Raw genomic sequence first — 26,924 nt, 5'->3', positions numbered from 1 at the left:
GCAGATGGTTTTCCCGAACGGAATGCCGGCAACAAGCCTATAACCGATTGAAATTATTTCAATCGGTTTAGGGCGCGGCGCTCTTCGGACGAGGCTGGCCGGCAAACGGCCGTGCCCTGCGCTTCCGGTTCCAGTCTCAGGCCTTGAGCACTTCGACGCCGGGCAGTTCCTTGCCTTCCATCCATTCGAGAAAGGCGCCGCCGGCGGTCGAGACATAGGTGAAGTCGTCGGCCACGCCGGCGTGGTTCAGCGCTGCCACCGTGTCGCCGCCGCCGGCGACCGAGACGAGCTTGCCGGCCCTGGTACGGGCCGCCGCATGCTGGGCCGCCGATACCGTCGCCTTGTCGAAGGGCTCGATCTCGAAGGCGCCGAGCGGGCCGTTCCAGACCAGCGTCGCGGCGCGGTCGATCCAGTCGTTGACGGAAGCGACGGTCTTGGGGCCGACGTCGAGGATCATGGCATCGGCCGGGACAGCGTCGATGGCGACGATCTCGTTTGCGGCACCCGCCTTGAATTCGCGGGCGACGACGCCGTCCGACGGCAGGATGATGGCGCAGCCCGACTGCGCTGCCTCGATCATGATCTGCTTGGCGGTGGCCGCGAGGTCGTGCTCGGCGAGCGACTTGCCGACATTGGTGCCGCGCGCGGCAAGGAAGGTGTTGGCCATGCCGCCGCCGATGACGAGTGCGTCGACCTTCTTCACCAGGTTCATGAGCAGGTCGATCTTGGTCGAGACCTTGGCGCCGCCGACGATGGCGACAACCGGCTTGACCGGGTTGCCGAGGCCCTTTTCCAGCGCCTCGAGTTCGGCCTGCATGGTGCGGCCGGCATAGGCCGGCAGCTTGTGGGTCAGGCCTTCGGTCGAGGCATGGGCCCGGTGGGCGGCCGAAAAGGCGTCGTTGACGAAGATGTCGCCATTGGCGGCGAGCTGTTCGACGAAAGCGGGGTCGTTCTTCTCCTCGCCCTTGTAGAAGCGGGTGTTCTCAAGCAGCAGGACGTCGCCGTCCTTCATGGCGCCAACGGCGGCGGCTGCCTTGTCGCCGATGCAGTCGGCGGCAAAACCGACCGGACGGCCCAAAACCTCTGACGTGGCGGTGGCGATGGGCGCGAGCGACAGGGCCGGATCGGGGCCGTCCTTGGGGCGGCCGAAATGCGCCAGCAGGATGACCCTGGCGCCCTTGCCGGCGAGTTCCGTGATGGTCGGCGCGACGCGCTCGATGCGGGTGGCGTCGGAAACCTTGCCGTCGGCCATAGGCACGTTGAGGTCCACGCGGACGAGAACCCGCTTGCCGCTGACGTTGCCGATGGTGTCGAGGGTCTTGAAAGCGGCCATGGGGTTTCCCTTTCCCTAGAGAGATCGCGCGGACCATAGCCAGCGACGGCGCGGATGCAAGGTTTGTGGAGGGCGGGAGCGAAATTTTGGCATAGAGGGCCCGATTGGTCGATGCGCGTCGTCATCACTCCCGTGGGGACTTCGTCACGGGCACAAACAGGATGCCAGTGCGGACCGTCCCCTGCTTCAGTGATCGGCTGCCGTCTCCATTTCGGCATCCCTGCGACGGTTACAGCGTCTGTGAATTGCATGATAGGCTCCGGTCGAGATGTCAGGGAGATTGATCGTTGGAACGGTTTACGGGCCCAATTCGGACTTGCATTAAGGACCAGATTTGGATGCCGGCGCTAATGTCAGCGCTCACGCTTCCAGATATCTGCGGGTGGTTGGAAACGCCGAAGGAAGCCGTCGGCAAGCGCTACAGACGTTGGTCAACAAAGTACATTCAACCAAAATACACGCGCCGAATCGGTTTTGCTCATACGGAAATGGTTTTCCTCTCGGCCGCAGACCTATACGCCTTGCGTTGTGCGGTTAGCCATTCAGGTAGTCAGGACATCAGTGATCAAAAAGCTCAGGAATCGTTGACCCATTTCGAGTTCACGAAGCCGCCTGCCTCTGGGAGCGTACACTGCAACCGAAGCAACAATACTCTGCAACTTCAGATAGACCATTTCTGCGGTGACATTTGCGATGGGGTGGACACTTGGTCCCAAGACACTCTTGGCGACGCAGAAATAGCGAAACGGAAGGACCATCTCGTTTCCATAAAGACGTTCGCTAGCTTTTTTGGATAGGCAGTGGCGATCTGCATCATCCTTGGTTGCAGCTTCAAACGCCGGCGGTGACTTGTCCTCGACCTTACGCGTCCTCGGGCAGGCCCTCGGACGTCGTCGCCGGTGCGGCGGCGGGCTTGGCCGGGGCCTTGCCCTGACGCCTGGCGAAGAAGCGCCTGATGCGGTCGCTGATCTCGCCGCCGCTGAGGAACACCGGCACTGGCGGCGGTGGCGGGGCGGGCTCGATCGACAGGCCGACGGCGACGATGCGGCCCTTTTCGTCGACGTCGCGGACGATCAGGTCGATCAGGCCGAGCGAGACGCGGTCGGCATATTCGACATGGCCACGCAGGCGCTGGATGACCAATTCGCCGATGGTGAGCTTGCGCTCCTCGTCGGTGATGGAGGCGCCATAGATGGCCTCCAGCTCGCCGGCCAGATGGGTCTGGTCGACGGTGAAGGCACCGAAGAAATCCTCGTCCTCGGCGTCGACCTCGGCGCGGCTGGCAAACAGCCGGTCGAGCAGGCGGGGGTAGCGGTCGGGCACGAAGATGTAGACGTTGTCGCCGGCGGCGAGGCGGCCCATGTCCTGGAAGCGCATCGAACGGCCCTCGCGGACGACCAGGGATGGCCGCGCCCAGCGCGGGATGCGCTGGCCCCGGGCGACCGGCGATCCGGGCACGACGCGATAGGCAAGCAGTTCGTGATGGGCGGAGCCTGGCAGTTCGAGCTCGACCTTGTCGAGCGGGCCATAGCGCTGCGGCACGATCAGCCCGAGACGGCGAGCGAGCGGCCCGACCGTCCAGCCCTGGATGATGAGCGAAGTCAGCACGATGATGAAGGCGATGTTGAAGATGTCGCGGCCGTGTTCCAGGCCGCCGAGCACGGGGGTGATGGCAAGCAGGATGGAGACCGCGCCGCGCAGGCCGACCCAGGAGATGAAAGCGGTTTCCTGGCGTGGGATGTTGAAGGGGATTAGGCACAGCCACACCGCCACGGGCCGGGCGACGAACATCAGGAACAGCCCGAGCACGAGCGCCGAAGCGAGGATCGCCGGAAACTGCGATGGCGTGGCGAACAGGCCGAGCACCAGGAACATGATGATCTGGGCCAGCCAGGAAATGCCGGACTGGAAGCGCTTGAGGGTGGAGACCGCGCGGATGTCGGAATTGCCGGCGACGAGACCGGCGAGATAGACGGCGAGGAAGCCCGAGCCACCGATGGCGCCTGCGGTGGCAAAGACGAGCAGCGACAGCGTCAGGACGAAGATCGGCAACAGGCCTCGGTCGAGGTTGAGCCGCTCGACGAGCTTGACGATCAGGAAGCCGCCGATCAAGCCGATGGCCGCACCCAGGATCATCTGGACGAAGAAGCCGAGGACAAGGTCGATCAGCAGGATGTCGGTGTCCGGCTTGGCGCCTAGCGCGATGATTTCGACCAGGGTGATGGTCAGGAAGATGGCGATGGGATCGTTGGTGCCGGATTCGATTTCGAGCGTCGAGCGGACGCGCTCGCGCAAATTGATGTTGCCGGCGCGCAGAAGGAAGAACACGGCGGCTGCATCTGTCGAGGCGACAGCCGCGCCCAGGAGGAACGATTCAAGCCAGGTGAAGCCGGTGAGATAATAGGCGGCGATGCCGAAGATCAGCGTCGTGATGGCCACGCCGATGGTGGCCAGCGTCAGCGCCGGCATGCCGGCCTGGCGCAGGACGCCAAGCGGCGTGCCAAAGCCGGAATCGAACAGGATGACGGCGAGCGCTATGGAGCCGACGAAATAGGCGAGATGGGCGTTGTCGAAAGCGATGCCGAGGCCATCGACGCCGCTGGCAAGCCCGATGCCGAGGAAGAGCAGCAGCAGCGGCGCACCGAAGCGGAAGGCGATCAGGCTCGAAAACGCAGCGGCAACCACCAGGGCGGTGCCCACCAGCGTGATCAGATATATCGCCTGTTCCATCCCGACCCGTCCGCGAAACAGAGAGAGCCGGTTTGGTCCGATGGGTTCGGAACAGGCTCTACGCTCTTGCTGAAGCATGACCGCTCAGAGCACCGATTCAGTGTTCGCGATCACACCTTAGCTGCGTCGGTCGAGAGTGCGGCGAAGAAAAGGCCGGGCGCAAGGCGGAATGAATTTTCGGCGACTTGGACCAATTATTTTTTGCACTGCGGCAAAAACGAAAACGCCCGGCCGAAGCCGGGCGTTGTGAGATGGATCGAACGATGCCGAAAAGGCGTCAGATCAGGCGATGGTCTTGCCCATGACGACTGCCGTGTCGGCCATGCGGTTGGAGAAGCCCCACTCGTTGTCGTACCAGGACATGACGCGCACGAGGTTGCCCTCGATGACCTTGGTCTGGTCGAGCGCGAAGGTCGACGAGGCCGGGTTGTGGTTCATGTCGATGGAGACCAGCGGCTCGTCGGTGAAGGCGAGAACACCCTTGAGCGGGCCATTGGCGGCAGCGACGAGCACTGCGTTGACCTCTTCGACGGTGACGTTGCGCTTGGCGACGAACTTGAAGTCGATGCACGAGACGTTGGGGGTCGGCACGCGGATCGAAACGCCGTCGAGCTTGCCCTTGAGTTCCGGCAGGACCAAGCCGACGGCCTTGGCGGCACCGGTCGAGGTCGGGATCATCGACATCGCCGCTGCGCGGGCGCGGTAGAGATCCTTGTGCATGGTGTCGAGGGTCGGCTGGTCGCCGGTGTAGGCGTGGATCGTGGTCATGAAGCCCTTTTCAATGCCAAAGGCATTGTTGAGGACCATGGCGACCGGCGCCAGGCAGTTGGTGGTGCAGGACGCATTCGAAATGACGATGTGGTCCTTGGTGATCTGGTCGTGGTTGACGCCGTAGACCACGGTCAGGTCGGCACCGTCGGCAGGCGCCGAGACGATGACGCGCTTGGCGCCGGCGGCCAGATGCGCCGAGGCCTTGTCCTTGGAGGTGAAGATGCCGGTGCATTCGAGCGCGATGTCGACGCCGAGTTCCTTCCACGGCAGCTGCGACGGATCCTTGATCGCGGTGACCTTGAACTTGTCGGTGCCGATGTTGATGGAATCGCCTTCGACCTTCACCTCGTGCGGGAAGCGGCCGTGCACGCTGTCGTAGCGCAGCAGGTGGGCGTTGGTCTCGACCGGGCCGAGATCGTTGACGGCGACGACGTCGATGTCCTTGCGGCCCGATTCATAGATCGCGCGCACGATGTTGCGGCCGATGCGGCCGAAACCATTGATGGCAACTCTAACGGTCATGTCTGGTCCTCCTGGGGAACGTCTTAAGCCTGAAGCCGTGCCTGGGCTGCCGAAACGGCAGCCTCGGCGGTGATGCCGAAATGCTTGTAGAGGTCTTCGATCGGAGCGCTGGCGCCGAAGCCGTGCATGCCGATGAAGATGCCGTCGGTGCCGATGAAGCTGTCCCAGCCCATGCGGATGCCGGCCTCGATGGCGACCTTGACCTTGGCGTTGCCGATCATCGCCTTGCGGTACTCGGGGCTCTGCTTTTCGAACAGCTCGAAAGCGGGAACCGAGACGACGCGGGTCGGATGGCCGGCTGCCTGCAACTGCTTGCGGGCTTCGAGCGCGATCTCGACCTCGGAGCCGGTGGCGAAGATGGTGACTTCGGCATCGCCATCGGCGGTGGCCAGCTCGTAGGCGCCGTAACCGCAGAGGTTTTCCTCGACATATTCGGTGCGCACGGCCGGCAGGTTCTGGCGGGTCAGCGCCAGCGTCGACGGCGCGGTGCGGTTTTCCAGCGTCAGCTGCCAGCATTCGGCGGCTTCCATCGCGTCCGCCGGGCGGAAGACAATGTGGTTGGGGATGGCGCGCAGGGCGGCGAGATGCTCGACCGGCTGGTGGGTCGGGCCGTCTTCGCCAAGACCGATGGAATCGTGGGTCATGACGAAGCCGACGCGAATGCCCATCAGCGATGCCAGGCGCATGGCCGGGCGGGCGTAGTCGGAGAAGCACAGGAAGGTGCCGGAATAGGGGATGACGCCGCCATGCAGCGCCATGCCGTTCATCGCAGCGCTCATGCCGAGCTCGCGGATGCCATAGTGAACGAAGCGCTGGCCATAGTCGCCAGGCGCGATGTTCTGGGTCTGGCTGGTCTTGGTGTTGTTGGAACCGGTGAGATCGGCCGAGCCGCCGATGGTCTCGGGCACGATGCCGTTGATGACCTCGAGCGCCATTTCCGACGACTTGCGGGTCGCGACCTTAGGCTTGTCGGCGGCGAGCTTCTTCTTGTAGTCGGCGATGGCAGCGTCGAAGCCAGCCGGCAGGTCGCCGCGCATGCGGCGCTCGAACTCGCCGCGCACTTCAGTGCCGGCCTCGGCCAGACGCTTTTCCCAGTCCTTGCGCTGCTTGGCCGAATTGAGGCCGGCCAGGCGCCAGGCGTCGAGGATGTCGGAGGGGATTTCGAAAGCCGGGTACTCCCAGCCGAGCGCCTTGCGGGTCGCCTCGATCTCGGCGGCGCCGAGCGGCGAACCGTGCACCTTGTTGGTGCCGGCCTTGGCGGGTGAGCCGAAGCCGATGGTGGTCTTGGCGGCGATCATCGTCGGGCGGTCGGAACGCTTGGCAGCCTCGATGGCGCCGGCGATGGCTTCCGGGTCGTGACCGTCGATGGCGATGGTGTTCCAGCCCGAGGCGGCGAAGCGAGCCAGCTGATTGGTCGAGTCGGCGAGCGAGATCGGGCCGTCGATGGAGATGTTGTTGTCGTCCCAGAAGACGATCAGCTTGTTGAGCTTGAGGTGGCCGGCAAGCGTCAGCGCTTCCTGTGAGATGCCTTCCATCAAGCAGCCGTCGCCAGCGAGCACGTAGGTGTAGTGGTCAACCAGCGCGTCGCCGAACTGGGCGTTCATGATGCGCTCGGCGAGCGCCATGCCGACGGCGTTGGCGAAACCCTGGCCGAGCGGGCCGGTGGTGGTCTCGATGCCCGAGGCGTGGCCGTATTCGGGGTGGCCGGCGGTCTTCGAGCCGAGCTGGCGGAAATTCTTGATTTCCTCGATGGTCATGTCCTCGTAGCCCGAGAGGTAGAGCACCGAGTAGAGCAGCATCGAGCCGTGGCCGGCAGACAGAACGAAGCGGTCGCGGTCGTGCCAATGCGGATTGGCCGGATCATGCTTGAGGAAGCGGGTGTACAGCACGGTTGCGATGTCGGCGGCGCCCATAGGCAGGCCGGGGTGGCCGGAGTTGGCCTTCTCGACGGCGTCCATGGACAGAAAGCGGATCGCGTTGGCCATCCGGTCGTGTTTTTCGCGCGAGGACATCGTCCCTCCCATAAGCCGTGGAAAGTGGGCCGCTCGAGACCCCTGAAAAGTGCGCGACACATAGCAGGCGCTGGGCTTGAGTCAATAAATCGGTGCGTTTTCGCACACCCATTGCAGGCGCCAAAGTGCCGCGCGGCACGGATTGCGTCATGCGACGGAGGCGCTTTGCAGGGGAAAGACAAAACAGCTTTGTTGACGCCTCCTTCAACCGGTGCCTAATGTTTCAGACATAACGCGTTCTGAAACGTGCGCGATTCGGTGATGGGCGAGGGTCCATTAGGGAACCATGACCGGGGAAACGACACTCAAGGAAGTTATTGGCCGGCTCGGCAGGGCCATCGAGGCGCTGGAGGATGCGGCCGCGGCCCGTCTTGAGCACGAGCAGGACTATGGCGAAGCCGAAGCCGAGGTCCAGCGCATGAACGCCGACCGGGCGCGCCTGGCGCAAGAACTCGACAATTCCGAAGCTCGTGCCGAAAGGCTGGAGGAAGCCAACAAGGAAGTCTCGCGGCGGCTCGTGACCGCCATGGAGACGATCCGCGCCGTGCTGGACAGGTAGGATGGAGATGGCGCAAGTCACGGTTACCATCGACGGCAAGCAGTACCGCATGGCCTGCGACGAAGGGCAGGAAGAGCATCTGATCGATCTCGCCAACCGCTTCGACCGCTATGTTTCGCACCTCAAGGATTCGTTCGGCGAAATCGGCGACCAGCGGCTGACCGTGATGGCCGGCATCATGGTGATGGACGAGCTGAGCGAACTGCAAAAGCGCGTCAAGGGCATGGAAGGCGAGGTGCTGACGCTGCGCAAGACGCGCGACGACGCGCTGACCAAAGCCGACAAGAACGACACCGCATTGACCGGTGCGCTGAGCTCGCTGGCGCAGCGCATGGAAGACCTGGCGGCGAAGCTCGCCAGAAAAGGGTAGGGACGGGCCGGTTCATTTCCCAGCGGAAATGGAGGCCAGAACGAAAGCGCGCCGGTGTTGCCGGCGCGTTTTTTGTTTCCGAGGCTCTATGTGCCCAGGCGTCGATGGTGCGGAGCGCCTGGGCCTGCTTCTTGGCGGCGGCCTTGACCGCGTCCTGAACCTTTTCGAAGGCGCGAACCTCGATCTGGCGGACACGCTGACGACTGATGTCGAACTCGGCCGACAGTTCTTCGAGCGTCAGCGGCTCGCCGCCGCTCAGCATGGCCAGCGTCGCCCGGTCCGGCAGGGAGGCTGGTCGATGTCCTCGAGACTTCGGCCCAGTCAGACTGTATGCGCGCTGCTAAGACTGACGCGCGTAGTTCCCCAGTTTGGAGGATATCGAACGTCGCTCGATGTGGATTTGCTCTGCGCCAGTCACAGTATCAAAGTCGGCATCCGCATCATTCTTCGATCCTTGCGCCAGTGCAATTTTGGTTCGATTGCGGCCAGCAAGCTTGGCGTTGTAGAGCAGCCTGTCGGCTTGTTCGTAGAGCTCTGCGAACTTCGCATCAGCATTTGGCGAGGCATCCGTCATGCCCATGCTGGCAGTTACGGGGCGCTCAAGGCCTGGAACGGCATTGGCGACGATGGCGGGGATCGCCTGGCGCCGACGCTCCGCCTTGGCCTGGGCATCTTCTCCGCGCACAAGCAGCACGAATTCCTCTCCGCCGAGGCGGAACGCATGAACCTGCGGGTCGGCCTGGAGCGCTTCGGCCACGGCTTTCAGTACGGCGTCGCCGACCACGTGGCCGTGAACATCATTGATTGCCTTGAAGTGATCCAGATCGAGCACGGCAAGCGTGCGGTAGCCCTCGGCGCGGAATTTCTCGAAGTTCTGCTCGATTGCCCGCCGGTTGAGCAATCCCGTCAGCGCGTCGCGTTCGGACAGGCGCTCAAGCATGTCGGCTTCGAAGCGCGCGCTGTCGCGCTGGCGCTTGATCGTCATGAAGCGGTCCGCCACGCCGAGCGTGGTGAACACAACTTCCCAGACGCAGCCCACATAGAACAGGAGCATGGCATCGTTGCTCTGCAGCCCGGGAACCACACCCGTGACCAGGCGTACCAATCCAACCATGATCACAGGCATATAGCCGACCGCCTGGAACTTGGCGGCCCGACTTCCGCGCCGCAGGGCGTCGGCAACTGACACTATGAAAATGACGATCACCGGAGCAAAAGCCGCCGTGTACACGGTCGACTGAACCGCGCGCCCCACGAACGGAAATGCCGCGTGAGACGTGCTGAGAAACATCGCCCATGCGGCGCACCAGACCAGTGCCCGGCGCAGCCGCGGATGCATGCGGCCGGGTTCGATGAAGCTGCGCGTAAACATCGCCCCGGAAGCGACCGTAAGGCCGAAGATCACTGTCGTCATCCAGCTCAACGTCATTGCCGGCGGATCGAAGAGAACGACTGCAAGACCCGAAGTGACCTGGATGGTCAGCAGCAAAGAGATCGTGAGCATGGAATGCCAAAGCACGAATGGCTCGCGCAGGATCCGGTAGAAGGCCGCGTTGAAGATGAGCGGCACGGCAAGCATTCCGGCAAGGGTAGCCAGGAGAAGCAGGGACCGTAGAAAGTCCGGGTCCAGAGCGATGTCAGACGGCGACAGAAAGGCTCTCTCCAGCGTCATCCGGTGGCTTGGCAAATCGAACGCGACAACGACCTGCAGCGTGTCGCGGGTTACATCAGGCAGAGGGGCCTTGAAATACCCGCCACGCAGAGCGCTAGACAGCTCACCCGCCGACAAGGAGGTCTGGCGCATTGCGCCGTCTCGGTCGATCGCCAGCAGATGCACGGCCGCGAGCGCACCTCGCCTTGAAAAGAGATATTGGGGAAGGACATCGTGTGGACCGATTTCAAAAAGCAGCAGCGTCCGCTCGCCCTCGAGCGAATAGATCCGATCTCCGCAGGTCCAGCGCCCGGGCGAGTGGACGACAGTGACCAAGTCGTCGGACAAACTGCTTGATGTCCAGCAGGAGCTGCGAATGTCGCTAGATTCAGCCGCGCCAAGGGGGGCAGCATACAGAGACGCAAGCATCACGAAGCTCAGCACCGTCGTCGCGAGCGCTTTTCGGAGGTCATTCCAGAACATGGATTGTCGCTACACGCCCAACATTGAGATGCGGTTACCGACCGCCAAAACAGTCCGATACCGGCCGTCGAGGGATGTGGAAGACACGAGCGCCGTGCGTCACGGATGACACACGGCGCGGTAGGGTAGTTCCGATTGCGTTTTCGTTTGCAGATGCGTTCAGACACGCAGTCTGCGGGCCAAGGCTCAGGCGTCGATGGTGCGGAGCGCCTGGGCCTGCTTCTTGGCGGCGGCCTTGACCGCGTCCTGGACCTTTTCGAAGGCGCGAACCTCGATCTGGCGGACGCGCTCACGACTGATGTCGAACTCGGCCGACAGTTCTTCCAGCGTCAGCGGCTCTTCGGCGAGGCGGCGCGCCTCGAAGATGCGCTTTTCGCGATCGTTGAGCACCGACATGGCGCTCGACAGCATGCCGCGACGGTTTTCGAGCTCGTCCTGCTCGATCAGCATGTCTTCCTGGCTTTCGTGGTCGTCGACCAGCCAGTCCTGCCACTCGCCGGATTCGCCTTCGCTGGCGCGGATCGGCGCATTGAGCGAGGCGTCGCCCGACAGGCGACGGTTCATCGACACCACCTCGGCCTCGGAGACGTTGAGGCGAGTGGCGATCTCCTTGATCTGGTCAGGCTTCAAATCGCCGTCGTCGAGCGCCTGGATCTTGCCCTTCACCTTGCGCAGGTTGAAGAACAGACGCTTCTGGTTGGCGGTGGTGCCCATCTTGACCAGCGACCACGAGCGCAGGATGTATTCCTGGATCGAGGCCTTGATCCACCACATGGCGTAGGTGGCGAGGCGGAAACCACGCTCCGGCTCGAACTTCTTGACGGCCTGCATCAGGCCGACATTGCCTTCCGAGATGACTTCGCCGATCGGCAGGCCGTAGCCGCGATAGCCCATGGCGATCTTGGCCACGAGGCGCAGGTGGCTGGTGACCAGCTTGTGGGCCGCGCCGGTGTCCTCATGCTCGTTGTACCGCTTGGCGAGCATGTACTCTTCCTGCGGCTGGAGCATCGGAAAGCGGCGGATTTCTTCCAGGTAGCGGCTCAGGCCGCCTTCGCCGGAAACGATACTGGGTAGTGACTGGGCCATAAAGCGCCCTCCCTCTCTACGAGATGTGCTCCCTGAATTAGGCGAGCATGCGGCGCGGCTGCGTTCTGCACTGTCGCGCCATGGGTTCTATATCGGAACATAACGGGAAAAGACACCATTTGTTCAACGCGAAACAGACTGTCACGCCAAAGTGAACAATACGAGTCAGGTTTTCTGATCGGAGGATCAGAGATTCCGAAAGCCTTCGACCAACTCCCCCATGTCGTGAGGCAAAGGCGCCTCGAACCGCATCAACAGATGGGTAGCCGGATGGCGAAATGCAAGGAGACGGGCATGCAGGGCCTGGCGCGGAAACGCCTTGACGGCGGAGCTGAGCGGCTCGGGCAGGCGGTTTGACTTGGTGCGGAAGGCCTGGCCGTAGTCGGGGTCGCCGACGACGGGGTGGCCGATATGGGCCATGTGGACGCGGATCTGGTGGGTGCGGCCGGTTTCGAGCCGGCACTCGACGAGGCTCGCGGTGGTGAACTCGGTCTGGTCGCCGCCGAAGCGCTCCTCGACGGCGTAGTGGGTGACGGCATGGCGGGCGTCGTCGCGATGTTCTGGCACGACGGCGCGGCGGACGCGGTCGGCATGGCGACCGAGAGGCGCGTCGATGGTGCCGGTCACGCGCGGCAGGATTCCCCATACCAGCGCCGAATAGGCGCGCTCGAGATCGCCGGTGCGGCCGTGGTCGGCGAAGGCCTCGGACAGCGCCTTGTGGGCGCGGTCGGTCTTGGCGACGACCATGACACCGGAGGTTTCCTTGTCGAGGCGGTGGACGATTCCGGGGCGCTTGACGCCGCCGATGCCCGACAGGCTCTCGCCGCAATGGTGGATCAGGGCGTTGACCAGGGTGCCGGTCCAGTTGCCGGCGCCGGGGTGGACGACCAGGCCGGCGGGCTTGTTGATGACGATCAGCTCGTCGTCCTCGAACAGGATGTCGAGCGGGATGTCTTCGCCCTGCGGTTCGGCCGGTTCGGCCTCGGGCATGTCGATGGCAACCTCGTCGCCCATGGCGAGCTTGCGCTTGGCTTCCGCGACGGTCTTGCCGCCGATGCTGACGGCGCCCTGCTTGATCAGCGCCTGCACGCGGCTGCGCGACAGGTCGGGCGCGAGCCGCGCCGCCAGCCACTGGTCGAGACGCAGGCCTGCGGCATCGGCACCGGCCGCCAGCACTATCAAAGTGCCGTCCTGTTCGCTATCTGATGCGCTCATGCCAATTGTTCCGGAAATTTGCCCATGACAGGCCCTCACGTCGACGTAGCAGAAGAGGACAAGCCGCTCGACCCGGCGGTCGAGCGTGTTCGCAGGAAACTCGTCCGCTTCGTGGCGATCAATCTCGGGCTGCTTTTCCTGGCCCTTATGGCGGTCGTCGGGGCGCTTGTCTACAAAGCGCGCACCTCGCAACCGTCCGAAGCCGTTGCAAGCAGCGACATCCAGATGCCGGCAGGCGGCCAGATCAGCGGCGAGATCGTATTGCCTGTCGGTTCCAAGGTGATGTCGCAGGCGCTGTCAGGCAACCGCCTGTCGATCGATGCCGAGCTTGCCGACGGCAGCCGGACGATCTTCCTCTACGATATCGCCGAGCGGCGCGTGATCGGCCAGTTCGCAGTGCGCAACAGGTGAGCGGGTTTCCAGCCGCAGGCCGACGGATCGCCACAGTCGCCGTGATTGTCGCCGATTACGACGCTGCGATCGCCTGGTACACGGACAAGCTCGGCTTCCGGCTCGCAGAAGACGTCGACCTCGGTGGCGGCAAGCGCTGGGTGACGGTAGAGCCGGGCGGCGGCCAGGGCGCGCGGCTGCTGCTGGCGCAGGCGGATGGCGAGAGGCAGGCAGCGAGCATCGGCAACCAGACCGGCGGCCGCGTCTTCCTGTTTCTCGAGACCGACGATTTTGCCCGCGACCATGCGGCCATGCTGGAGAAGGGCGTCGAGTTCCGCGAAGCGCCGCGCCACGAAGCCTATGGCAGCGTTGCGGTTTTCGTCGATCTCCACGGCAATCTGTGGGACCTGATCGAGCGCAAGCGCTGATGCCGCTGCGGCAGGCGGGTCGCGGCAAATAACGCGTGCCGGGCTGTTGCTTTTTCGAAACCGCCCGCCTATATCGCCCTTCTCGGCTGCGCCCATCGTCTAGCGGTCAGGACACCGCCCTCTCACGGCGGGAACAGGGGTTCGATTCCCCTTGGGCGTACCAAGCTTTTCAGGCACTTCGTCTGGCTTGGGCTGAACTCATCAAATAACAGTCAAATAAGCCCTTCCCGGGATGGCCCGCGGAAAGCGTTCGCTCTACTCGGTGGCGTGCTGGGCGGGCATTGGTTTGGCCAAGATGATTTTGATTGATCGTTCGTTGTGGGCGTTGCCAAATCGGGTCTTGTCTGGCCACGATTCTCAAACCGTGGAAATCTTGTGCTGCCACATTGCCGGGGGCGGAGATTCGGGATGCTTATCCGTGAAGGCGATCAACGTTCGCTCGACATCGATGTCAGGCTTGCAGCGCTGCTCGCGGGAATTGCCGGTGCGGTGAACGCTGCCGGGTTTCAGGCGACGGGGTTCTTTTCGGCCAACATGACCGGCAACGTATCGGCACTTTCGGACTATTTCGGACTGGGCAAGTTTGGTCAGGCGACATTCTTCGGCTCGCTCGTCGTCGCTTTCATCGCTGGGGCCTTCGGGTCGGGGCTGCTCATCGAACTTGGTCGGCGTCAGGGCGTGAAGGCCATTTACGCTTATAGCATCACCGTCGAAGCCGGACTGTTGGTTGTCGTGGGGATATTCGACGTGTTGTTCCCGATCTCGGGCCAGGGCATGACACTGATCGTATGCCTCAGCTTCATCATGGGCATCCAGAACGCGGCATCAACCCGAATATCGCACGCGCGCGTAAGAACAACGCATGTCTCTGGCATGGCTACCGACATCGGGCTCGGGCTGGCTGCATTGGTTGTCAGTCCTCCCGATCGCCCTTCGGCTGTTGCACGTCTCAAGCTCTATTCCAGTACAATCATTGCCTTCATGCTAGGTGGGATCGTTGGCGTCTGCAGCTATGTCATGGCGGGTGGAGCCCTGTTCATAGCCGCCGCGGCTGTGCTGATCGCGGTTGCGGTGCCACAAGTGCTCCGAGCCAAAAAGATGTGACAGTAGACGAAAAGATATAAAGCCCGCTACCTTGAGGCGCAGGCTCTGGCCGCCGCCCTACGTTAGCAACATAGAATATGTGGCCAATCGGCAACGGAATATCCACAAGCATGCCGCGCCTTGGCAGCGTCGGCAAGCTGAAGACCTGAAGCGGTGCATCCAATTCTTCTTGTCGTCGATAAATTCGCCGAGCATCATTCCTTTCAATACTTCTGGAAGCGTGTTACCGACGCAAGGATGATCTTGCTCGGGAGAACTCATGAGAACTCTACTGCTTGCAGCAGGCTTGCTTGCACTCAACGTCGGAAGCGCCGTCGCGCAGGACCGGATTTACGACTGGTCGGGAGCGTATGTCGGCGTGCAGGCCGGGTATGCTGTGGGTCAATCTCTCTACACCAACACGGATTTCCCCGGCGAATACGTCAATTACGATCCTGACGGCTTCTTCGGTGGCGTCTACGCGGGCTACAATTTTCAGATGTCCAATGGTGTCGTTCTGGGTGTTGACGGTGATCTGAACTTCACGAACATCAAGGGAAGCAACGACTACTGGTGGCTGGGCCTGCGCCCGGTTCCGACAGCAAGCGCGGAGATCAAGTACACAGCCGCGCTTCGTGCGCGTCTCGGCTATGCAATGGGTCGGTTCCTGCCATACGTGGCCGGCGGGCTTTCCGCGGCAAAATACGACTTCGATTTCGTTCTGGATACCGGCCATGTGTACTATGCGGAAAGCAAGTCCATGGTCGGCTGGAATGTCGGCCTGGGCGCCGAATATGCGGCCACCGATAATATCGTCGTGCGCGCCGAGTACGCTATTCCGATTTTGGCTCCAAAGGCTTCGCGCAGCCGGACTTCTTCATGATTGATGATGCACATATCAACCTGTCGTCGCACGACTTCCGCCTCGGCGTCGCCTACAAGTTCTGACCGGCACGCTTTCGCCGTACGAAAACCCCGGCCTCGCGCCGCAAGTCGACGCGGCGCATGGCAGGGGGATTTTCTCGAGCCATGGCGCGACCTACAATTTGATGGGCGGTTCCGACTTCGCCCGATTGAACCGGCAGCGGCTGCCGCGCTAACCTCGTGCTTCGTGCTGGCACAGAGCAGAATACGGAGTGGCTGCTGATGATATCGGGATCGGTCTGCAAGGCGGCGCGTGCGCTGGTTGAAGTCACCAGGGAGAAACTGGCAAAGCGTTCGGGCGTGGCCGAAGAGGTCATCGAAGCGTTCGAACGCAAGATTTCGACGCCCGGCGATGGTGCCATCGAAGCGTTGCAGTCTGCGCTCGAGGGGCTGGGAGCCGTTTTCATTGCGGAGCAAGGTGCCGACGGTGCGGGCGTTCGGCTGAAGTTCAGCCGATCGGTAACGCGGCGGCTGTCGACGCTGGAAGGCGAAGGCGGTCCGGTGGCGAGCGACGACGTGCCCTGATCTGGGTCAGCGACGTTTCGGCCTGGTTGCCTTTGCTCTGGTTTCGGCTGCGACTTCGTCGGCGCGAATACGCACGATGCGCTCGATCAGTCTTGCCGGGACAGGTTCGGCATAGGAGAAACGGAGCGTGCCCTTGCCGGCGACATAAGGCGCGATCTCGTCGGCCAACGCCTGCATGAGCGCAGCCGTCACCGGATAAAGGGAATAATGCTCTTTCCAGCCGGAGAAATAGATCACCCGGCCTCCATCGACCTTGTATGCCGGGATCTGGTAGGAAATGACTTCTTCCGCGGCCGGCAGCACTTGCCGGATGATCTGGCGTATTGCAGCCAGCGTGGGGCGCGCGGCTTCCGGCTGTGCTGACATATACTCATCGACGGACCTGAAGTCTGTGTTGGCCATGGTGTCCTCCTCGGCTGATCATATGACGACCGCCGCGACAGGCAACTGAGGCAGCGACTTTTTCGAGCCAAGGTTGAAACGGGCCGCGGGCGATGCCAAAAGGGACCCGACCAGGACAAGGCCAATCCAAATCCCGACCGAAAACAGCCCAGATTCCAGCAAGACCGCGAAAGGCGCCACGTTGCGCCTGATCGCGCTTCTGCTGACATGGGCGCTGGTTCTGCTGCCGCAGAGCCTCGAGGGACCGTCGCCCGAGCAACGCGACTGGCGCGCCGGGCAGGGCGTCGCCGACATCGGCAACCCGCAGCCCCTGCTGTCGAGCCACGACCGAAACCAGTCGGCCCTGCGCAGTTCCGAGACCAAGCATTCGGGCAAATCGACCGGTGGTTGGGGCAAGGCCGCGCTCGCCGTTGTTGCACAACTGATCTTGCATGAACCGGGGCAGGCTGCCGCCGTCGGGCCGGATCGCGCCGCAGCCCCAAAACAGCGCTTCGTCGCATTTTCGGCACGGGCGCCGCCGCTACCGGCCTAGGTCGTGACCACGAAAATCGGCATCGGTTTTCGGAAAAGATCACGCCGATCAAGGCGTTGCCAGTGTCCCTTGCGCGTCCAGCTGGGCGCGGGGCTGCAACGCAAATCCATCACCATCGCTGCGCTGGGGTTCTGAAGACCGGTTCGACCGGCCGGCAGACCGAGCGTCGTCGCACCTCGACATCTTTGCCCGAGAGGGAAATTCACATGAACACGAACGACACCAAGAACACGTCCGCCATCGAAAAGGCCGCAGGCGGCCGCGAAGCCGCCAAGGGCTGGCTGGTGATGCTGCTGCTTGTCGGCGCGGTGCTTGCGGTGGGGTATTTCTACACCCACTGACACCCTGCTTGACGACAACAGGCCCGCCGCCCGGCGCGCGGCGGGCCGGAAGCTTGCGTCACTGCACTGAAACGATCGGTGCGGACACTTCGGGCAACTGCGAAGCTGTCGGCAGCACCCGCGAAAACTCCACGCCGTCGATGACAAGCAATTCCGGCGTGGGCGCCTCTGCGATGCGCTCGATGCCATCGGCGCAGGCAAAGACCGGCCAGCCGGCGTCGCGGCAATCGATCTCGACAAACCAGTTGGCGAGAAGGTTGGTGAGGCTGAGGTGCATGGCGCCATCCGCCATGCGCCTTGCATGCGAGCCGTTTTGCGCCGTCCAGGTCCAGGGACCGCCGAATGGCGGCTTTGCAGACATGATGAATGGGTAGGTCCGGGGTGGCAGGTTCTCGCGCTCGACGGCGTAGCGGTAGCGCGTCATCGCTGTCGGATAGCTCATCGCAGCGCCGGGCCAGCGCGCATAGAGCGCGGTCATGCCGTTTTGCTGCGGCTGAGTGAGCAACAAACCGCCGCGTCGTTCCGCGCCGGACGCCGCCGTCGATACGGCAGCAACGGCGATGATCGCACAGACCATCGTGGCAAGCCGCTCCATGTTTCGCCCCGCCGGCACAGCCGGTGATTCGTGAACTGCTTGGCCGACATTGTCGTCTCCGATGCGGAGACTGGCAACGGCCATGGAACAGCAAACATGACGGCGCTCCGGCGCGCGCATGGATTTTTGGGCGCAGTGTCGAGCCGCGCCGGGAAAATCGGCAATACATGAAGAGGCCGGAGACAAGCTCCGGCTGTCAGGCGCTGCCGGCCATTGCTGTCAGGCGGCAGTCTTTGCCCGGAAACGCGGCACGCTGGCGGAGAGCAGCTCTTCGTCACGCACGCCGGACCGGTAGAGGGAGATCAACGTCCTGGCAATTTCGGTCGCCCAGACCGAACTCGGATCCTCGCCGCGTTCGGCGCAAATCTGGTCGAACACGCGTTGTATGAGCCTGAGGTCGGCGGGGTAAATCGGGGAGTTAGGCCGGGTGAAAAGTACATGCTCCATAGTCTTCTCCCATAGAGTTTACTTGGTTACGCCTTTTCAATGCGTTTCATGCACGTTGGGATGCTGTGTTGATTTCAAGCCGCTTGGTGGCCGCTTCCGATCATCAGCTTGACGAGCAGGGACTCGTCTTTCACGCCTGCGCCAAAGTGATGAATGAGTTCGGCAGCCCTTTTGTCGCGTTCGACCGAAGTTGCCGCCGGTTCGCATTGGGCAAGAACCCGCGCCAGCATCTTCATGTCTTCAGGTCTCAGAATTGCGCCGGCCACAGCCGCTTGCATCGACCTGCCTCCCAAACGCTGCGGTTGCAAGGAGCCGCTTTTCTATTACCGGGCGAAGCTTGCTCCACAACCTGGGAGATGTCGAGTCACTCTGGGTTGTGGCGGGATTGCAGCCGCAGAGGCAGGACGGAAGCGCAAAAAAGAGCCCGCCGCCGGAGAGCGGCGGGCCCTAATCGGCGTGGCTGAAAGGAACAAAGGCCGCGCCGGGCGCCACGATATCAACTCGTTGCCGAAACAGCGGTTCCGCTGCGATTTCGGCAATCAGCGAAAAAACGCGCTCTCGTCTTCACGAATTGTTCACCATCGGATCGGCACCATCCACCTGCGCAATGTATCGAGTGCGCGTCTTCGGCAACGCCCGGCGGGCAGCACACCTTCCAGCCCGCCGGTGCGCCCGCAAGTTCGCGGCACCAAGCCCGACCTTGCGGCGAGGTGGCCCGAAAATCGATTCCGCTTTCACCTGTGATGGGCTAGCCTGACAAGGCTGTGCCGTGGACAAACGACGGCATTTCCGCACCGAAAGGCAGACGCGCTTGGCTGAGATGACCATCATCGTAGAGTTCGAAACCCGCGACGGTTGCGAACAGCAATTCACCGACCTGATTTCGGAACATGCCCGGGCCACGTTGCACGAGGAGGCAGGCTGCCTGCGTTTCGAGGTGATCAAGCCGGTGGAGCGCGACGGCACGCCGATCGCCAACAAGGTGATGGTCAACGAGCTCTATGCCGACCTGGCGGCCGTCGCCGCGCATGAGCGCAACCCAAGGATGCCCGACGTGCAGAAGGCGATTTCGCCGCTGCTCAAGTCGCGGCGGCTGATACTGGCTGCCTCGCTCGGCGTTTCGGATCCCAATGGCGGCATGCGGCCGGAAGAGCTCAACGCGGCCAATGACGATTGATTGCGCCAGATCCGACGCGGGATAAGAACCGCGCGTTAAGGTTAGTCAGTCGTTAATTCTTATCCGGCAAGGTCTGTTGCGGCGTGTTGCGGAGGGGCAGCATCGCTTTTTGCATGCAGGGCTGGACGGGATGCGGAAAGAATTTGGGCCGGACGTCAACGATCCGGCCGGCGAGCCGGCAAACGGCCGGGCGGGCGGTATCGACAGCCGGCAGGGGCACGAGGGAAACCTGCCATATGTCGATCTCGAACGGACGATCGATTCCATGACCATGGGCGTGGTGCTGGTCGACGCCGCGCTCAATGTGCTGTTCATCAACAAGGCGTTCTACGAAATCTGGAAGGTCTCGGCCGAGCAGGTTTCGGCCGGCTGCCGTTTCCGCGCGCTGATGGACGTCAACAGACGCACGGGCGTCTATGCCGTTGGCGACGGCGAATGGGAAGACTACGTCGCCTCGCGCGAGTCCGAGATCAGCGGCGGCGACGTTGCGCCGCGCGAGTTCCGCCGCGCCGACGGCTGCACCATGATCTATTCGGTGACCGCGCTTTCGGGCGGCAAACGGCTGGTTTCCTACTACGACATCAGCGTGATGAAGCAGCGCGAGACAGAAGCGGTCGAAGCGCGCCAGCGCCTGACCGACGTTTTGGAATCGCTGCCGGCCGGCGTTGTCATCTACGATCGCAACGATCGTTTCGTGCTCGCCAACCGCAAGCTCAAGGCAGCCCTGCCGGCGCTTGCGCCGATCATGGTGGAAGGCAGTTCGCTGCGCGAAAGCCTCGTCCTGGCACAGCGGCACGGATACTATCGCGACACCGGCGACCAGGACCTGGACGTGCTCTACGACGCCGACCCGGAAAAATGGGTCGACGGCATGATCCGCCGCTATCACACCTCCCAGGCGGTGCGCGAGCGGCGCAATCCGGATGGGCGCTGGTACCAGATATTCGACCAGCGCATGGCGGACGGCACCTTCATCGGCGTCAGGGTCGACATCACCGAGCTCAAGCAGCGCGAGCGCGCCCTGCAAGACAGCATGCGCGAGAACGAAGTGTTCCGCAGCCTGATCGACAACGTTCCGGTGTCGATCTACGCCAAGCGCGAAGACCTCCGGCTGACATATGTCAACCAGGGCTGGTGCGAACTGACCGGCTATTCCAAGCAGGAAGCCATCGGCAAGACCGACGCCGAGATTTTCGGCCCCGAGGGCGAGCCATTCATGGAGGCCGACCGCGAGGTCATGCGCAACGGGGCGACGATCGAGGTCGAGGAGACCGCGACCGGGGCCGACGGCGCCGTGCGCCACCAGTTCGCCCGCAAGGGCGCGATGGTCGCCTCCGACGGCTCGCTCTACCTCATCGGTTCGACCACTGACATCACCGAGCTCAAGCAGCGCGAGCAGGAACTCGAGGTGGCGCAGCGCCGCGCCGTGCTGGCCGACCGCGCCAAGTCGGAATTCCTCGCCAATATGAGCCACGAAATCCGCACGCCGATGAATGGCGTGCTGGGCATGGCGGAGCTGTTGGCGAAGTCGGATCTCGATCCCAAGCAAAAGACCTTCACCGACATCATCGTCAAGTCGGGCAATGCCCTGCTGACGATCATCAACGACATCCTCGACTTCTCGAAGATCGACGCCGGCCAACTGGTGCTCGACCCGATCCCGTTCAACCTGTCGGAGGCGGTCGAGGATGTGGCGACGCTGATGTCGACGCGGGCGAAGGAGAAGGATCTCGAGCTGATCGTGCGGATGCAGCCGGATCTCAGGCATCTCTTTGTCGGCGATGTCGGGCGCATCAGGCAGATCATCACCAACCTGCTTGGCAACGCGGTGAAATTCACCGACGCCGGCCATGTGCTGGTCGACGTGACCGGCACCAGCGACGGCGACGAGACCAGGTTGCGCATTGCGGTGACCGACACCGGTATCGGCATTCCCGAATCCAAGCTCAAGCTGGTGTTCGAGAAGTTCAGCCAGGTCGATGCTTCGTCCACGCGCCGGCACGAGGGCACCGGCCTTGGCCTAGCCATCACCTCGCGGCTGGTCGAGATGATGAGCGGCCAGATCGGGGTGGAAAGCAAGGATGGCGAGGGATCGACCTTCTGGTTCACGCTCAATCTGCCCAATGCCGGGCAGCTCGAAGCGCGCCCGACCGCATTGATCGACGTGACCGGCGCACGGGTGCTGATCGTCGACGACAACGCCGTCAACCGCACCATCCTGACCGAACAGATGGTGTCGTGGGGCTTCGATTCCTGTGCGGCGCGCAGCGGCGACGAAGGCCTGAGGGTGCTGCACGCGGCCAACGCCATGGGCGTCCGCGTCGATTGCGTGGTGCTCGACTACCAGATGCCCGGCATGACGGGCGCCGAAATGGCGCGCGTGGTCCGCGACACGCCGGCGCTTGCGGACACGCCGATCGTCATGCTCACCTCGGTCGATCAGTCCTTGTCGGGGCCGGGCTACAATGACCTTGCGATCGACGCCCAGTTGGTCAAGCCGGCGCGCTCTTCGGCGCTGCTGGAAGCACTCGTCGCCTCGATCCAGCGGCGGCGCGCGCCCATGCTCACGCCGCAGCAGGCGGCCGAAGCACAGATGCCCGTGCTGAGCGAGGGCGATGCTGCGGCCAATGTGACACGGCTGCGCAACGGCCAGCGTCCGGTGGGCGACAGCGGGCTCGACATCCTCGTTGCCGAAGACAACGAGGTGAACCAGATGGTGTTCAGCCAGATCCTGGCGGAAACGAATCTGTCGTTTGAAATCGTCGGCAACGGACGTCGCGCGGTGGCGGCTTTCGGCGAACGACGGCCGGGGATGATCCTGATGGATGTCTCGATGCCCGAAATGAACGGACTGGAAGCAACCAGCGAAATCCGCAAGCTCGAGCGCGGCACCGGCACGCGCGTGCCGATCATCGGCGTCACCGCGCATGCGCTCAAGGGCGACAAGGACCGGTGCCTGGAGGCGGGCATGGACGACTACCTGCCGAAGCCGATCAGCCCGCGCGCGCTGCTCGAAAAGATCGAGCGCTGGTCATGGCGCGAAGAGGACCAGCGCGGCGCGGTTTGAGGATTGCGAGGGGCCGGCCGCGATGGCGGAACGGTTACTCCGGCGACCGGGCTCCGATCGATAGCGCGCCGCAGCGATGCGCGCGCTTGCCGCCGCACAACCAAGGCTGTGGAGATGTGACAATTGGGCGTGGGAAACCGTCGCCGGGCCAGGCTCCGGCGGCTTGCTTTCGCGCGTCTTCTGTTGTCTGCCTCGCGCCGGCAAAATGCCGTTCCGGGCAACCCTTGGGCACAATGCACAGCGACCGTTACAGGGGTGACACGAAACTGTCATCTAACTGTAATAGAGGGGGGCTATTGGCTCACCGGGCGCCGAAGACAGGCGTCATACGAGATACTCCAACAGGAGCAGGCCCTATGAAAAAAGCTCTTCTCACCGCGTCGGCCGCTGCCTTCGCGATCGCCGCCTCGGTAGGTTATGCCTCGGCCCGCGACCAGGTTCAGGTTGCCGGTTCCTCGACCGTTCTGCCCTATGCCAAGATCGTTGCCGAACAGTTCGGCGAGACCTTCACCAACTTCAAGACCCCGGTCGTAGAATCCGGCGGTTCGGGCGCCGGCATCAAGGAGTTCTGCAAGGGCGTCGGCGAAAACACCATCGACATCGCCAACTCCTCGCGTCCGATGAAGAAGGACGAAGTGCAGTCCTGCGTCGACGCCGGCGTCAAGGACATCCAGGAAGTGAAGATCGGCTACGACGGCATCGTCTTCGCAACCGACGTCAAGGGCCCGGACTGGGCGCTGACCCCCGAGGACGTGTACAAGGCGCTGGCCGCCAAGATTGCCGTCGACGGCAAGCTGGTCGACAACCCGAACACCAAGTGGAACCAGGTCAACCCGAACCTGCCCGACTGGGACATCGCCGCCTACATTCCGGGCGAAAAGCACGGCACCCGCGAAGTCTTCGAAGAGAAGCTGCTGATCGCCGGCTGCAAGAAGCTCGGCGGCGTTGAAGCCGGCAAGGCTTCGGGCCTCGACGACAAGGCTGCCGAAGCCGCCTGCAAGGCCGTGCGCAAGGATGGCAAGGCTGTCGACATCGACGGCGACTACTCCGAGACGCTGGCCCGCATCGACTCGAACAAGACCGGCGTCGGCGTGTTCGGCCTCGCCTTCTACGAAAACAACGCCGACAAGCTGAAGGTCGCCACCGTCGGCGGCATCACGCCTTCGGTCGAGACCATCGCTTCTGGCGAGTATCCGGTGTCGCGTCCGCTGTTCTTCTACGTCAAGAAGGCGCATCTCGGCGTGGTTCCGGGCCTGAAGGAATATGTCGAGTTCTTCCTCGACGACCAGATGGTCGGCCCTGAAGGCCCGCTGGCCGACTACGGCCTGGTCGCCGCTCCCGATGCAGAGCGCGCGGCCCAGCGCGACGCCTTCGGCGCCGGCAAGACCATGTAATGAACTGCCAGGGGGCGCCGGACAATCCGGCGCCCCTTGGGACTTGGCCGGCCAGCGCCGGCATGCTTTGCGAACCCACCGAGGCTGGTCCATGTCCTTCCTGTTTGTCTTCGCCATAGTGCTCGCGATCGGACTGGCCGCATTCCTGCTCGGCCGCCAAAGGGCGCGGGCGCAGGACGACGGTTCGGTCAAGCCGCACTCGCGTGCGCACTATCACGGCTGGTGGGCGTTCCTGATGGGCGTCGTGCCGGCGGTCATTTTCCTCGCCTGCTGGGACATCGGCGCCAACGCCTATCTCAACCGCCATGTCCACGCCGCGCTGCCGACCGATGTCGCCGACGGAACCGTCGCGCATGAGGACCTGGCCGTCGGGCTGGTCAAGAGCCTGGCCAGCGGCCTGACCCGTCTCGACGCACAGCAACTGGCGACGCTGCCGAAGACTTTTGCCGAAGTGCAGCCGATGCTGGCCGCCAAGGGCGTGGCATTGGCGCCGGACACGGCCGACTACATGCTTCCGATCGCGGTGGAAACTAACCGCATGTCGGACCGCCTCAACATGATCGCAGCGGTCGTCTCCATCGGCCTGGCGCTGATCGGGTCGGTCTACAGCCTGGGCCGCATCAGCCCGCGCGCCCGGGCTCGCAACAATGTCGAAAAGGTCATGCTGTGGGGGCTGCTCGGCGCCTCGACTCTGGCCATCCTGACGACTGTCGGCATCGTGCTGTCGATGCTGTTCCAGACCATCGCCTTCTTCGAGAAGGTGCCGCTGAGCAACTTCTTCTTCGGAACGGTTTGGGATCCGCGCTTCGCGGCCGCCGGCGCCGGTGCATCGGAAGGCCAGTTCGGCTTGATCCCGCTGCTTGCCGGCACGCTCTACATCGCCTTTGTCGCGCTGCTGGTGGCGGTGCCTGTCGGCCTGATGTCGGCGGTCTACATGTCGGAATACGCCGCCCCCAGGGTGCGCGCGGTGGTCAAGCCGGCGCTCGAGCTGCTCGCCGGCATCCCGACCATCGTCTACGGTATCTTCGCGCTCGTCACGCTCGGACCCTTCCTGCGCGACATCTCGGCTGCCCTTGCCGGCGGCACGCCGTTCATCCAGGCGCAATCGATCCTGACCGCCGGCTTGGTGATGGGCGTGATGCTTATCCCCGTCGTCTCGTCGCTGTCCGACGACATCATCACCGCGGTGCCGCGCGCCATGCGCGACGGCTCGCTCGGCCTCGGCGCCACGCGCTCGGAAACGATCAAGCGCGTCATCCTCCCAGCCGCGCTGCCGGGCATCGTCGGCGCCATCCTGCTGACCGCCTCGCGCGCCATCGGCGAGACCATGATCGTGGTCCTGGCGGCGGGTGTGGCGGCAAACCTGACGCTCAATCCGTTCGAGGCGATGACCACCATCACCGTCAAGATCGTCAACCAGTTGACCGGCGACCTTGAGTTCAACACGCCGCAGACGCTGGTGGCCTTCGCGCTCGGCATCACGCTCTTCGCGCTGACGCTGGTGATGAACATCGTCGCGCTTTACATCGTCCGGAAGTACCGGGAGCAGTACGAATGACCGATATTTCGCTCGACACCCTGCCGACCGCGACCGCGCCCGCGCGCCGCGATATCGGCCTCAAGAAGCGCTACGCCGCCGAACGCCGCTTCCGTATCTACGGTGTGCTGGCGATCTCGGTTGGTCTCGCCTTCCTGGCCGTGATGCTGTTTTCGATCATCTCGAAGGGGCATACCGCGTTCTGGCAGACCAGCATAACGCTGCCCGTCACCTTCGACGAGAAGGTCATCGACCCGTCCAACAAACGGGCGACCGACCCGAAGGTGCTGATCACGGCCAACTATCCGAAGCTGGCCGAGAATGCGCTGATCGCGCGTCTGGGGATCGACCCCGAGGACAAGGCGCAGGTGCGCAAGCTGAAGGGCTTCCTGTCGGACAGCGTGCGCGTCCAACTGCGCAGCATCGTCCAGGCGGATCCGTCGGTCATCGGCCAGACGCGCGACATCATCCTGCTTGCTGCAGCCAACATGGACTCCGCCTACAAGGGCCAGATCGACCTTTCGGTGCCCGAGGCGCGGCGCAAGGTCTCCGACCAGCAGGTCGAGTGGATGAACAAGCTGAAGGCCGAAGGCGCGATGGCCGAGCGCTTCAACACCGGACTGTTCAAGTTCGGCGCGTCGAGCCGGCCCGAGACATCAGGCGTCGGCGTCGCCCTGATCGGCTCGTTCTTCATGATGCTGATCGTGCTGATGCTGGCGCTGCCGATCGGCGTCGCCGCCTCGATCTATCTCGAGGAATTCGCCAAGAAGAACCGCTTCACCGATCTCATCGAGGTCAACATCAACAACCTTGCCGCAGTGCCGTCGATCGTCTTCGGCCTGCTCGGTCTGGCCGTGTTCATCAACTTCCTCGGCCTGCCGCGCTCGGCGTCCTTCGTCGGCGGACTGGTGCTGACGCTGATGACCTTGCCGACGATCATCATCGCGACACGTGCTGCGCTTGCCGCCGTGCCGCCGTCGATCCGCTCGGCGGCGCTTGGACTTGGCGCGTCGAAGATGCAGATGGTGTTCCAGCACATCCTGCCGCTGGCCGCTCCCGGCATCCTGACGGGCACCATCATCGGCCTGGCGCGCGCGCTGGGCGAAACGGCGCCGCTGCTGTTGATCGGCATGGTGGCCTTCGTTGCCGACTATCCCAAGTCGCCCTTCGATCCGGCGACGGCGCTTCCGGTGCAGATCTACATGTGGGCGAACGAGGCCGAGCGCGCCTTCGTCGAGCGCATGTCCGGCGCCATCATCATCCTACTCATTTTCCTCATGGCCATGAACATCGTCGCCATCGTCCTTCGGCGGCGCTTCGAGCGGCGCTGGTAGTGGACAAGGAGCATCC

At 63.3% G+C, this 26,924-nt stretch carries 25 protein-coding genes, 1 tRNA gene and 1 pseudogene; 15 read left to right on the top strand and 12 right to left on the bottom strand.

Features of this window, described 5'->3' with window-relative positions; genetic code table 11:
• Nucleotides 1-136: 136 nt before the first annotated feature.
• From PCJ21_RS10435 to tkt, 4 genes are all read right to left on the bottom strand, one after another.
• A complete protein-coding gene (locus PCJ21_RS10435) occupies nt 137-1,333 on the bottom strand; it encodes a phosphoglycerate kinase (RefSeq protein WP_269931330.1) in 1,197 nt (398 codons plus the stop codon).
• A gap of 861 nt (nt 1,334-2,194) precedes the next feature.
• Entirely contained in the window at nt 2,195-4,063 is a 1,869-nt protein-coding gene (locus tag PCJ21_RS10430; RefSeq protein ID WP_269931329.1) for a potassium/proton antiporter, read from the bottom strand.
• Between the two features lie 282 nt (nt 4,064-4,345).
• On the bottom strand, nt 4,346-5,356 hold the full coding sequence (gene gap / locus PCJ21_RS10425) for a type I glyceraldehyde-3-phosphate dehydrogenase (protein WP_269931328.1): 1,011 nt from the start codon (nt 5,354-5,356) through the stop codon (nt 4,346-4,348).
• Nucleotides 5,357-5,379: 23 nt separating this feature from the next.
• Complete coding sequence (tkt, locus tag PCJ21_RS10420; protein ID WP_269931327.1) at nt 5,380-7,368, bottom strand: transketolase; 1,989 nt, start codon at nt 7,366-7,368, stop codon at nt 5,380-5,382.
• Between the two features lie 286 nt (nt 7,369-7,654).
• Here tkt and PCJ21_RS10415 point away from each other — a divergent pair, with 286 nt between their 5' ends.
• Nucleotides 7,655-7,927: a DUF4164 domain-containing protein gene (locus PCJ21_RS10415; RefSeq protein WP_269931326.1), complete on the top strand. Its 273-nt coding sequence runs from the start codon at nt 7,655-7,657 to the stop codon at nt 7,925-7,927.
• Nucleotides 7,928-7,934: 7 nt separating this feature from the next.
• On the top strand, nt 7,935-8,297 hold the full coding sequence (locus PCJ21_RS10410) for a cell division protein ZapA (protein ID WP_269931516.1): 363 nt from the start codon (nt 7,935-7,937) through the stop codon (nt 8,295-8,297).
• 97 nt (nt 8,298-8,394) lie between these two features.
• On the opposite strand, the pseudogene PCJ21_RS10405 reads toward PCJ21_RS10410, so the two are convergent.
• The 4 genes and pseudogenes from PCJ21_RS10405 to PCJ21_RS10390 form a co-directional block, all read right to left on the bottom strand.
• Nucleotides 8,395-8,544, bottom strand: a pseudogene (locus PCJ21_RS10405) (sigma factor-like helix-turn-helix DNA-binding protein); the annotation flags it as partial.
• Between the two features lie 93 nt (nt 8,545-8,637).
• Entirely contained in the window at nt 8,638-10,431 is a 1,794-nt protein-coding gene (locus tag PCJ21_RS10400) for a sensor domain-containing diguanylate cyclase (RefSeq protein WP_269931325.1), read from the bottom strand.
• Between the two features lie 186 nt (nt 10,432-10,617).
• On the bottom strand, nt 10,618-11,517 hold the full coding sequence (gene rpoH / locus PCJ21_RS10395) for an RNA polymerase sigma factor RpoH (protein ID WP_269931324.1): 900 nt from the start codon (nt 11,515-11,517) through the stop codon (nt 10,618-10,620).
• A 186-nt stretch (nt 11,518-11,703) separates the two neighbouring features.
• Complete coding sequence (locus PCJ21_RS10390; protein ID WP_269931323.1) at nt 11,704-12,732, bottom strand: RluA family pseudouridine synthase; 1,029 nt, start codon at nt 12,730-12,732, stop codon at nt 11,704-11,706.
• Between the two features lie 24 nt (nt 12,733-12,756).
• On the opposite strand from PCJ21_RS10390, the gene PCJ21_RS10385 reads away from it, so the two are divergent.
• The 6 genes from PCJ21_RS10385 to PCJ21_RS10360 all read left to right on the top strand — a co-directional run bounded on the left by PCJ21_RS10385 (nt 12,757) and on the right by PCJ21_RS10360 (nt 16,082).
• The gene (locus tag PCJ21_RS10385; RefSeq protein WP_269931322.1) at nt 12,757-13,143 is read left to right on the top strand and encodes a fimbrial protein; all 387 of its coding nucleotides are present in this window, start codon (nt 12,757-12,759) and stop codon (nt 13,141-13,143) included.
• Nucleotides 13,140-13,550: a VOC family protein gene (locus PCJ21_RS10380; protein WP_269931321.1), complete on the top strand. Its 411-nt coding sequence runs from the start codon at nt 13,140-13,142 to the stop codon at nt 13,548-13,550. Before PCJ21_RS10385 ends, PCJ21_RS10380 begins: the two co-directional genes overlap by 4 nt.
• Before the next feature lie 88 nt (nt 13,551-13,638).
• Nucleotides 13,639-13,713, top strand: a tRNA-Glu gene (locus tag PCJ21_RS10375).
• Between the two features lie 245 nt (nt 13,714-13,958).
• Nucleotides 13,959-14,654, top strand: a complete 696-nt coding sequence (locus PCJ21_RS10370) for a YoaK family protein (protein ID WP_269931320.1) — start codon at nt 13,959-13,961, stop codon at nt 14,652-14,654.
• A gap of 259 nt (nt 14,655-14,913) precedes the next feature.
• Nucleotides 14,914-15,516, top strand: coding sequence for an outer membrane protein (locus tag PCJ21_RS10365; protein ID WP_269931319.1), 603 nt, complete (start codon nt 14,914-14,916; stop codon nt 15,514-15,516).
• A gap of 263 nt (nt 15,517-15,779) precedes the next feature.
• Nucleotides 15,780-16,082 carry a helix-turn-helix transcriptional regulator gene (locus PCJ21_RS10360; protein ID WP_269931318.1) on the top strand — a complete coding sequence of 101 codons (303 nt, stop codon included), beginning with the start codon at nt 15,780-15,782 and terminating at the stop codon, nt 16,080-16,082.
• 6 nt (nt 16,083-16,088) lie between these two features.
• Here PCJ21_RS10360 and PCJ21_RS10355 read toward each other — a convergent pair whose 3' ends face one another.
• The gene (locus PCJ21_RS10355; RefSeq protein WP_269931317.1) at nt 16,089-16,484 is read right to left on the bottom strand and encodes an iron chaperone; all 396 of its coding nucleotides are present in this window, start codon (nt 16,482-16,484) and stop codon (nt 16,089-16,091) included.
• 181 nt (nt 16,485-16,665) lie between these two features.
• On the opposite strand from PCJ21_RS10355, the gene PCJ21_RS10350 reads away from it, so the two are divergent.
• Nucleotides 16,666-17,016 (top strand): hypothetical protein, encoded by a 351-nt coding sequence (locus PCJ21_RS10350; RefSeq protein WP_269931316.1) that lies wholly within the window; start codon nt 16,666-16,668, stop codon nt 17,014-17,016.
• Between the two features lie 206 nt (nt 17,017-17,222).
• Entirely contained in the window at nt 17,223-17,357 is a 135-nt protein-coding gene (locus PCJ21_RS10345; RefSeq protein WP_269931315.1) for a hypothetical protein, read from the top strand.
• Between the two features lie 58 nt (nt 17,358-17,415).
• Here PCJ21_RS10345 and PCJ21_RS10340 read toward each other — a convergent pair whose 3' ends face one another.
• From PCJ21_RS10340 to PCJ21_RS10330, 3 genes are all read right to left on the bottom strand, one after another.
• Nucleotides 17,416-18,138 (bottom strand): hypothetical protein, encoded by a 723-nt coding sequence (locus tag PCJ21_RS10340; RefSeq protein WP_269931314.1) that lies wholly within the window; start codon nt 18,136-18,138, stop codon nt 17,416-17,418.
• A gap of 33 nt (nt 18,139-18,171) precedes the next feature.
• Nucleotides 18,172-18,399, bottom strand: coding sequence for a hypothetical protein (locus tag PCJ21_RS10335; RefSeq protein ID WP_269931313.1), 228 nt, complete (start codon nt 18,397-18,399; stop codon nt 18,172-18,174).
• A 74-nt stretch (nt 18,400-18,473) separates the two neighbouring features.
• Complete coding sequence (locus PCJ21_RS10330) at nt 18,474-18,677, bottom strand: hypothetical protein (RefSeq protein WP_269931312.1); 204 nt, start codon at nt 18,675-18,677, stop codon at nt 18,474-18,476.
• Between the two features lie 542 nt (nt 18,678-19,219).
• On the opposite strand from PCJ21_RS10330, the gene PCJ21_RS10325 reads away from it, so the two are divergent.
• The 5 genes from PCJ21_RS10325 (at nt 19,220) to pstA (ending at nt 26,908) form a co-directional block, all read left to right on the top strand.
• Nucleotides 19,220-19,576: a putative quinol monooxygenase gene (locus PCJ21_RS10325; RefSeq protein WP_269931515.1), complete on the top strand. Its 357-nt coding sequence runs from the start codon at nt 19,220-19,222 to the stop codon at nt 19,574-19,576.
• A gap of 130 nt (nt 19,577-19,706) precedes the next feature.
• Nucleotides 19,707-22,643: a response regulator gene (locus PCJ21_RS10320; protein WP_269931311.1), complete on the top strand. Its 2,937-nt coding sequence runs from the start codon at nt 19,707-19,709 to the stop codon at nt 22,641-22,643.
• 356 nt (nt 22,644-22,999) lie between these two features.
• Nucleotides 23,000-24,037, top strand: a complete 1,038-nt coding sequence (locus tag PCJ21_RS10315) for a PstS family phosphate ABC transporter substrate-binding protein (RefSeq protein WP_269931310.1) — start codon at nt 23,000-23,002, stop codon at nt 24,035-24,037.
• Between the two features lie 91 nt (nt 24,038-24,128).
• Entirely contained in the window at nt 24,129-25,595 is a 1,467-nt protein-coding gene (pstC, locus tag PCJ21_RS10310) for a phosphate ABC transporter permease subunit PstC (protein WP_269931309.1), read from the top strand.
• Entirely contained in the window at nt 25,592-26,908 is a 1,317-nt protein-coding gene (gene pstA, locus PCJ21_RS10305) for a phosphate ABC transporter permease PstA (protein ID WP_269931308.1), read from the top strand. Before pstC ends, pstA begins: the two co-directional genes overlap by 4 nt.
• Nucleotides 26,909-26,924 lie beyond the last annotated feature (16 nt).

The sequence above is a fragment of the Aminobacter sp. HY435 genome (assembly GCF_027568395.1).
Lineage (GTDB): Bacteria > Pseudomonadota > Alphaproteobacteria > Rhizobiales > Rhizobiaceae > Aminobacter.
The sequence above is the reverse complement of the archived record's forward strand: the minus strand, read 5'-3'. Positions and strand labels throughout refer to the sequence as shown.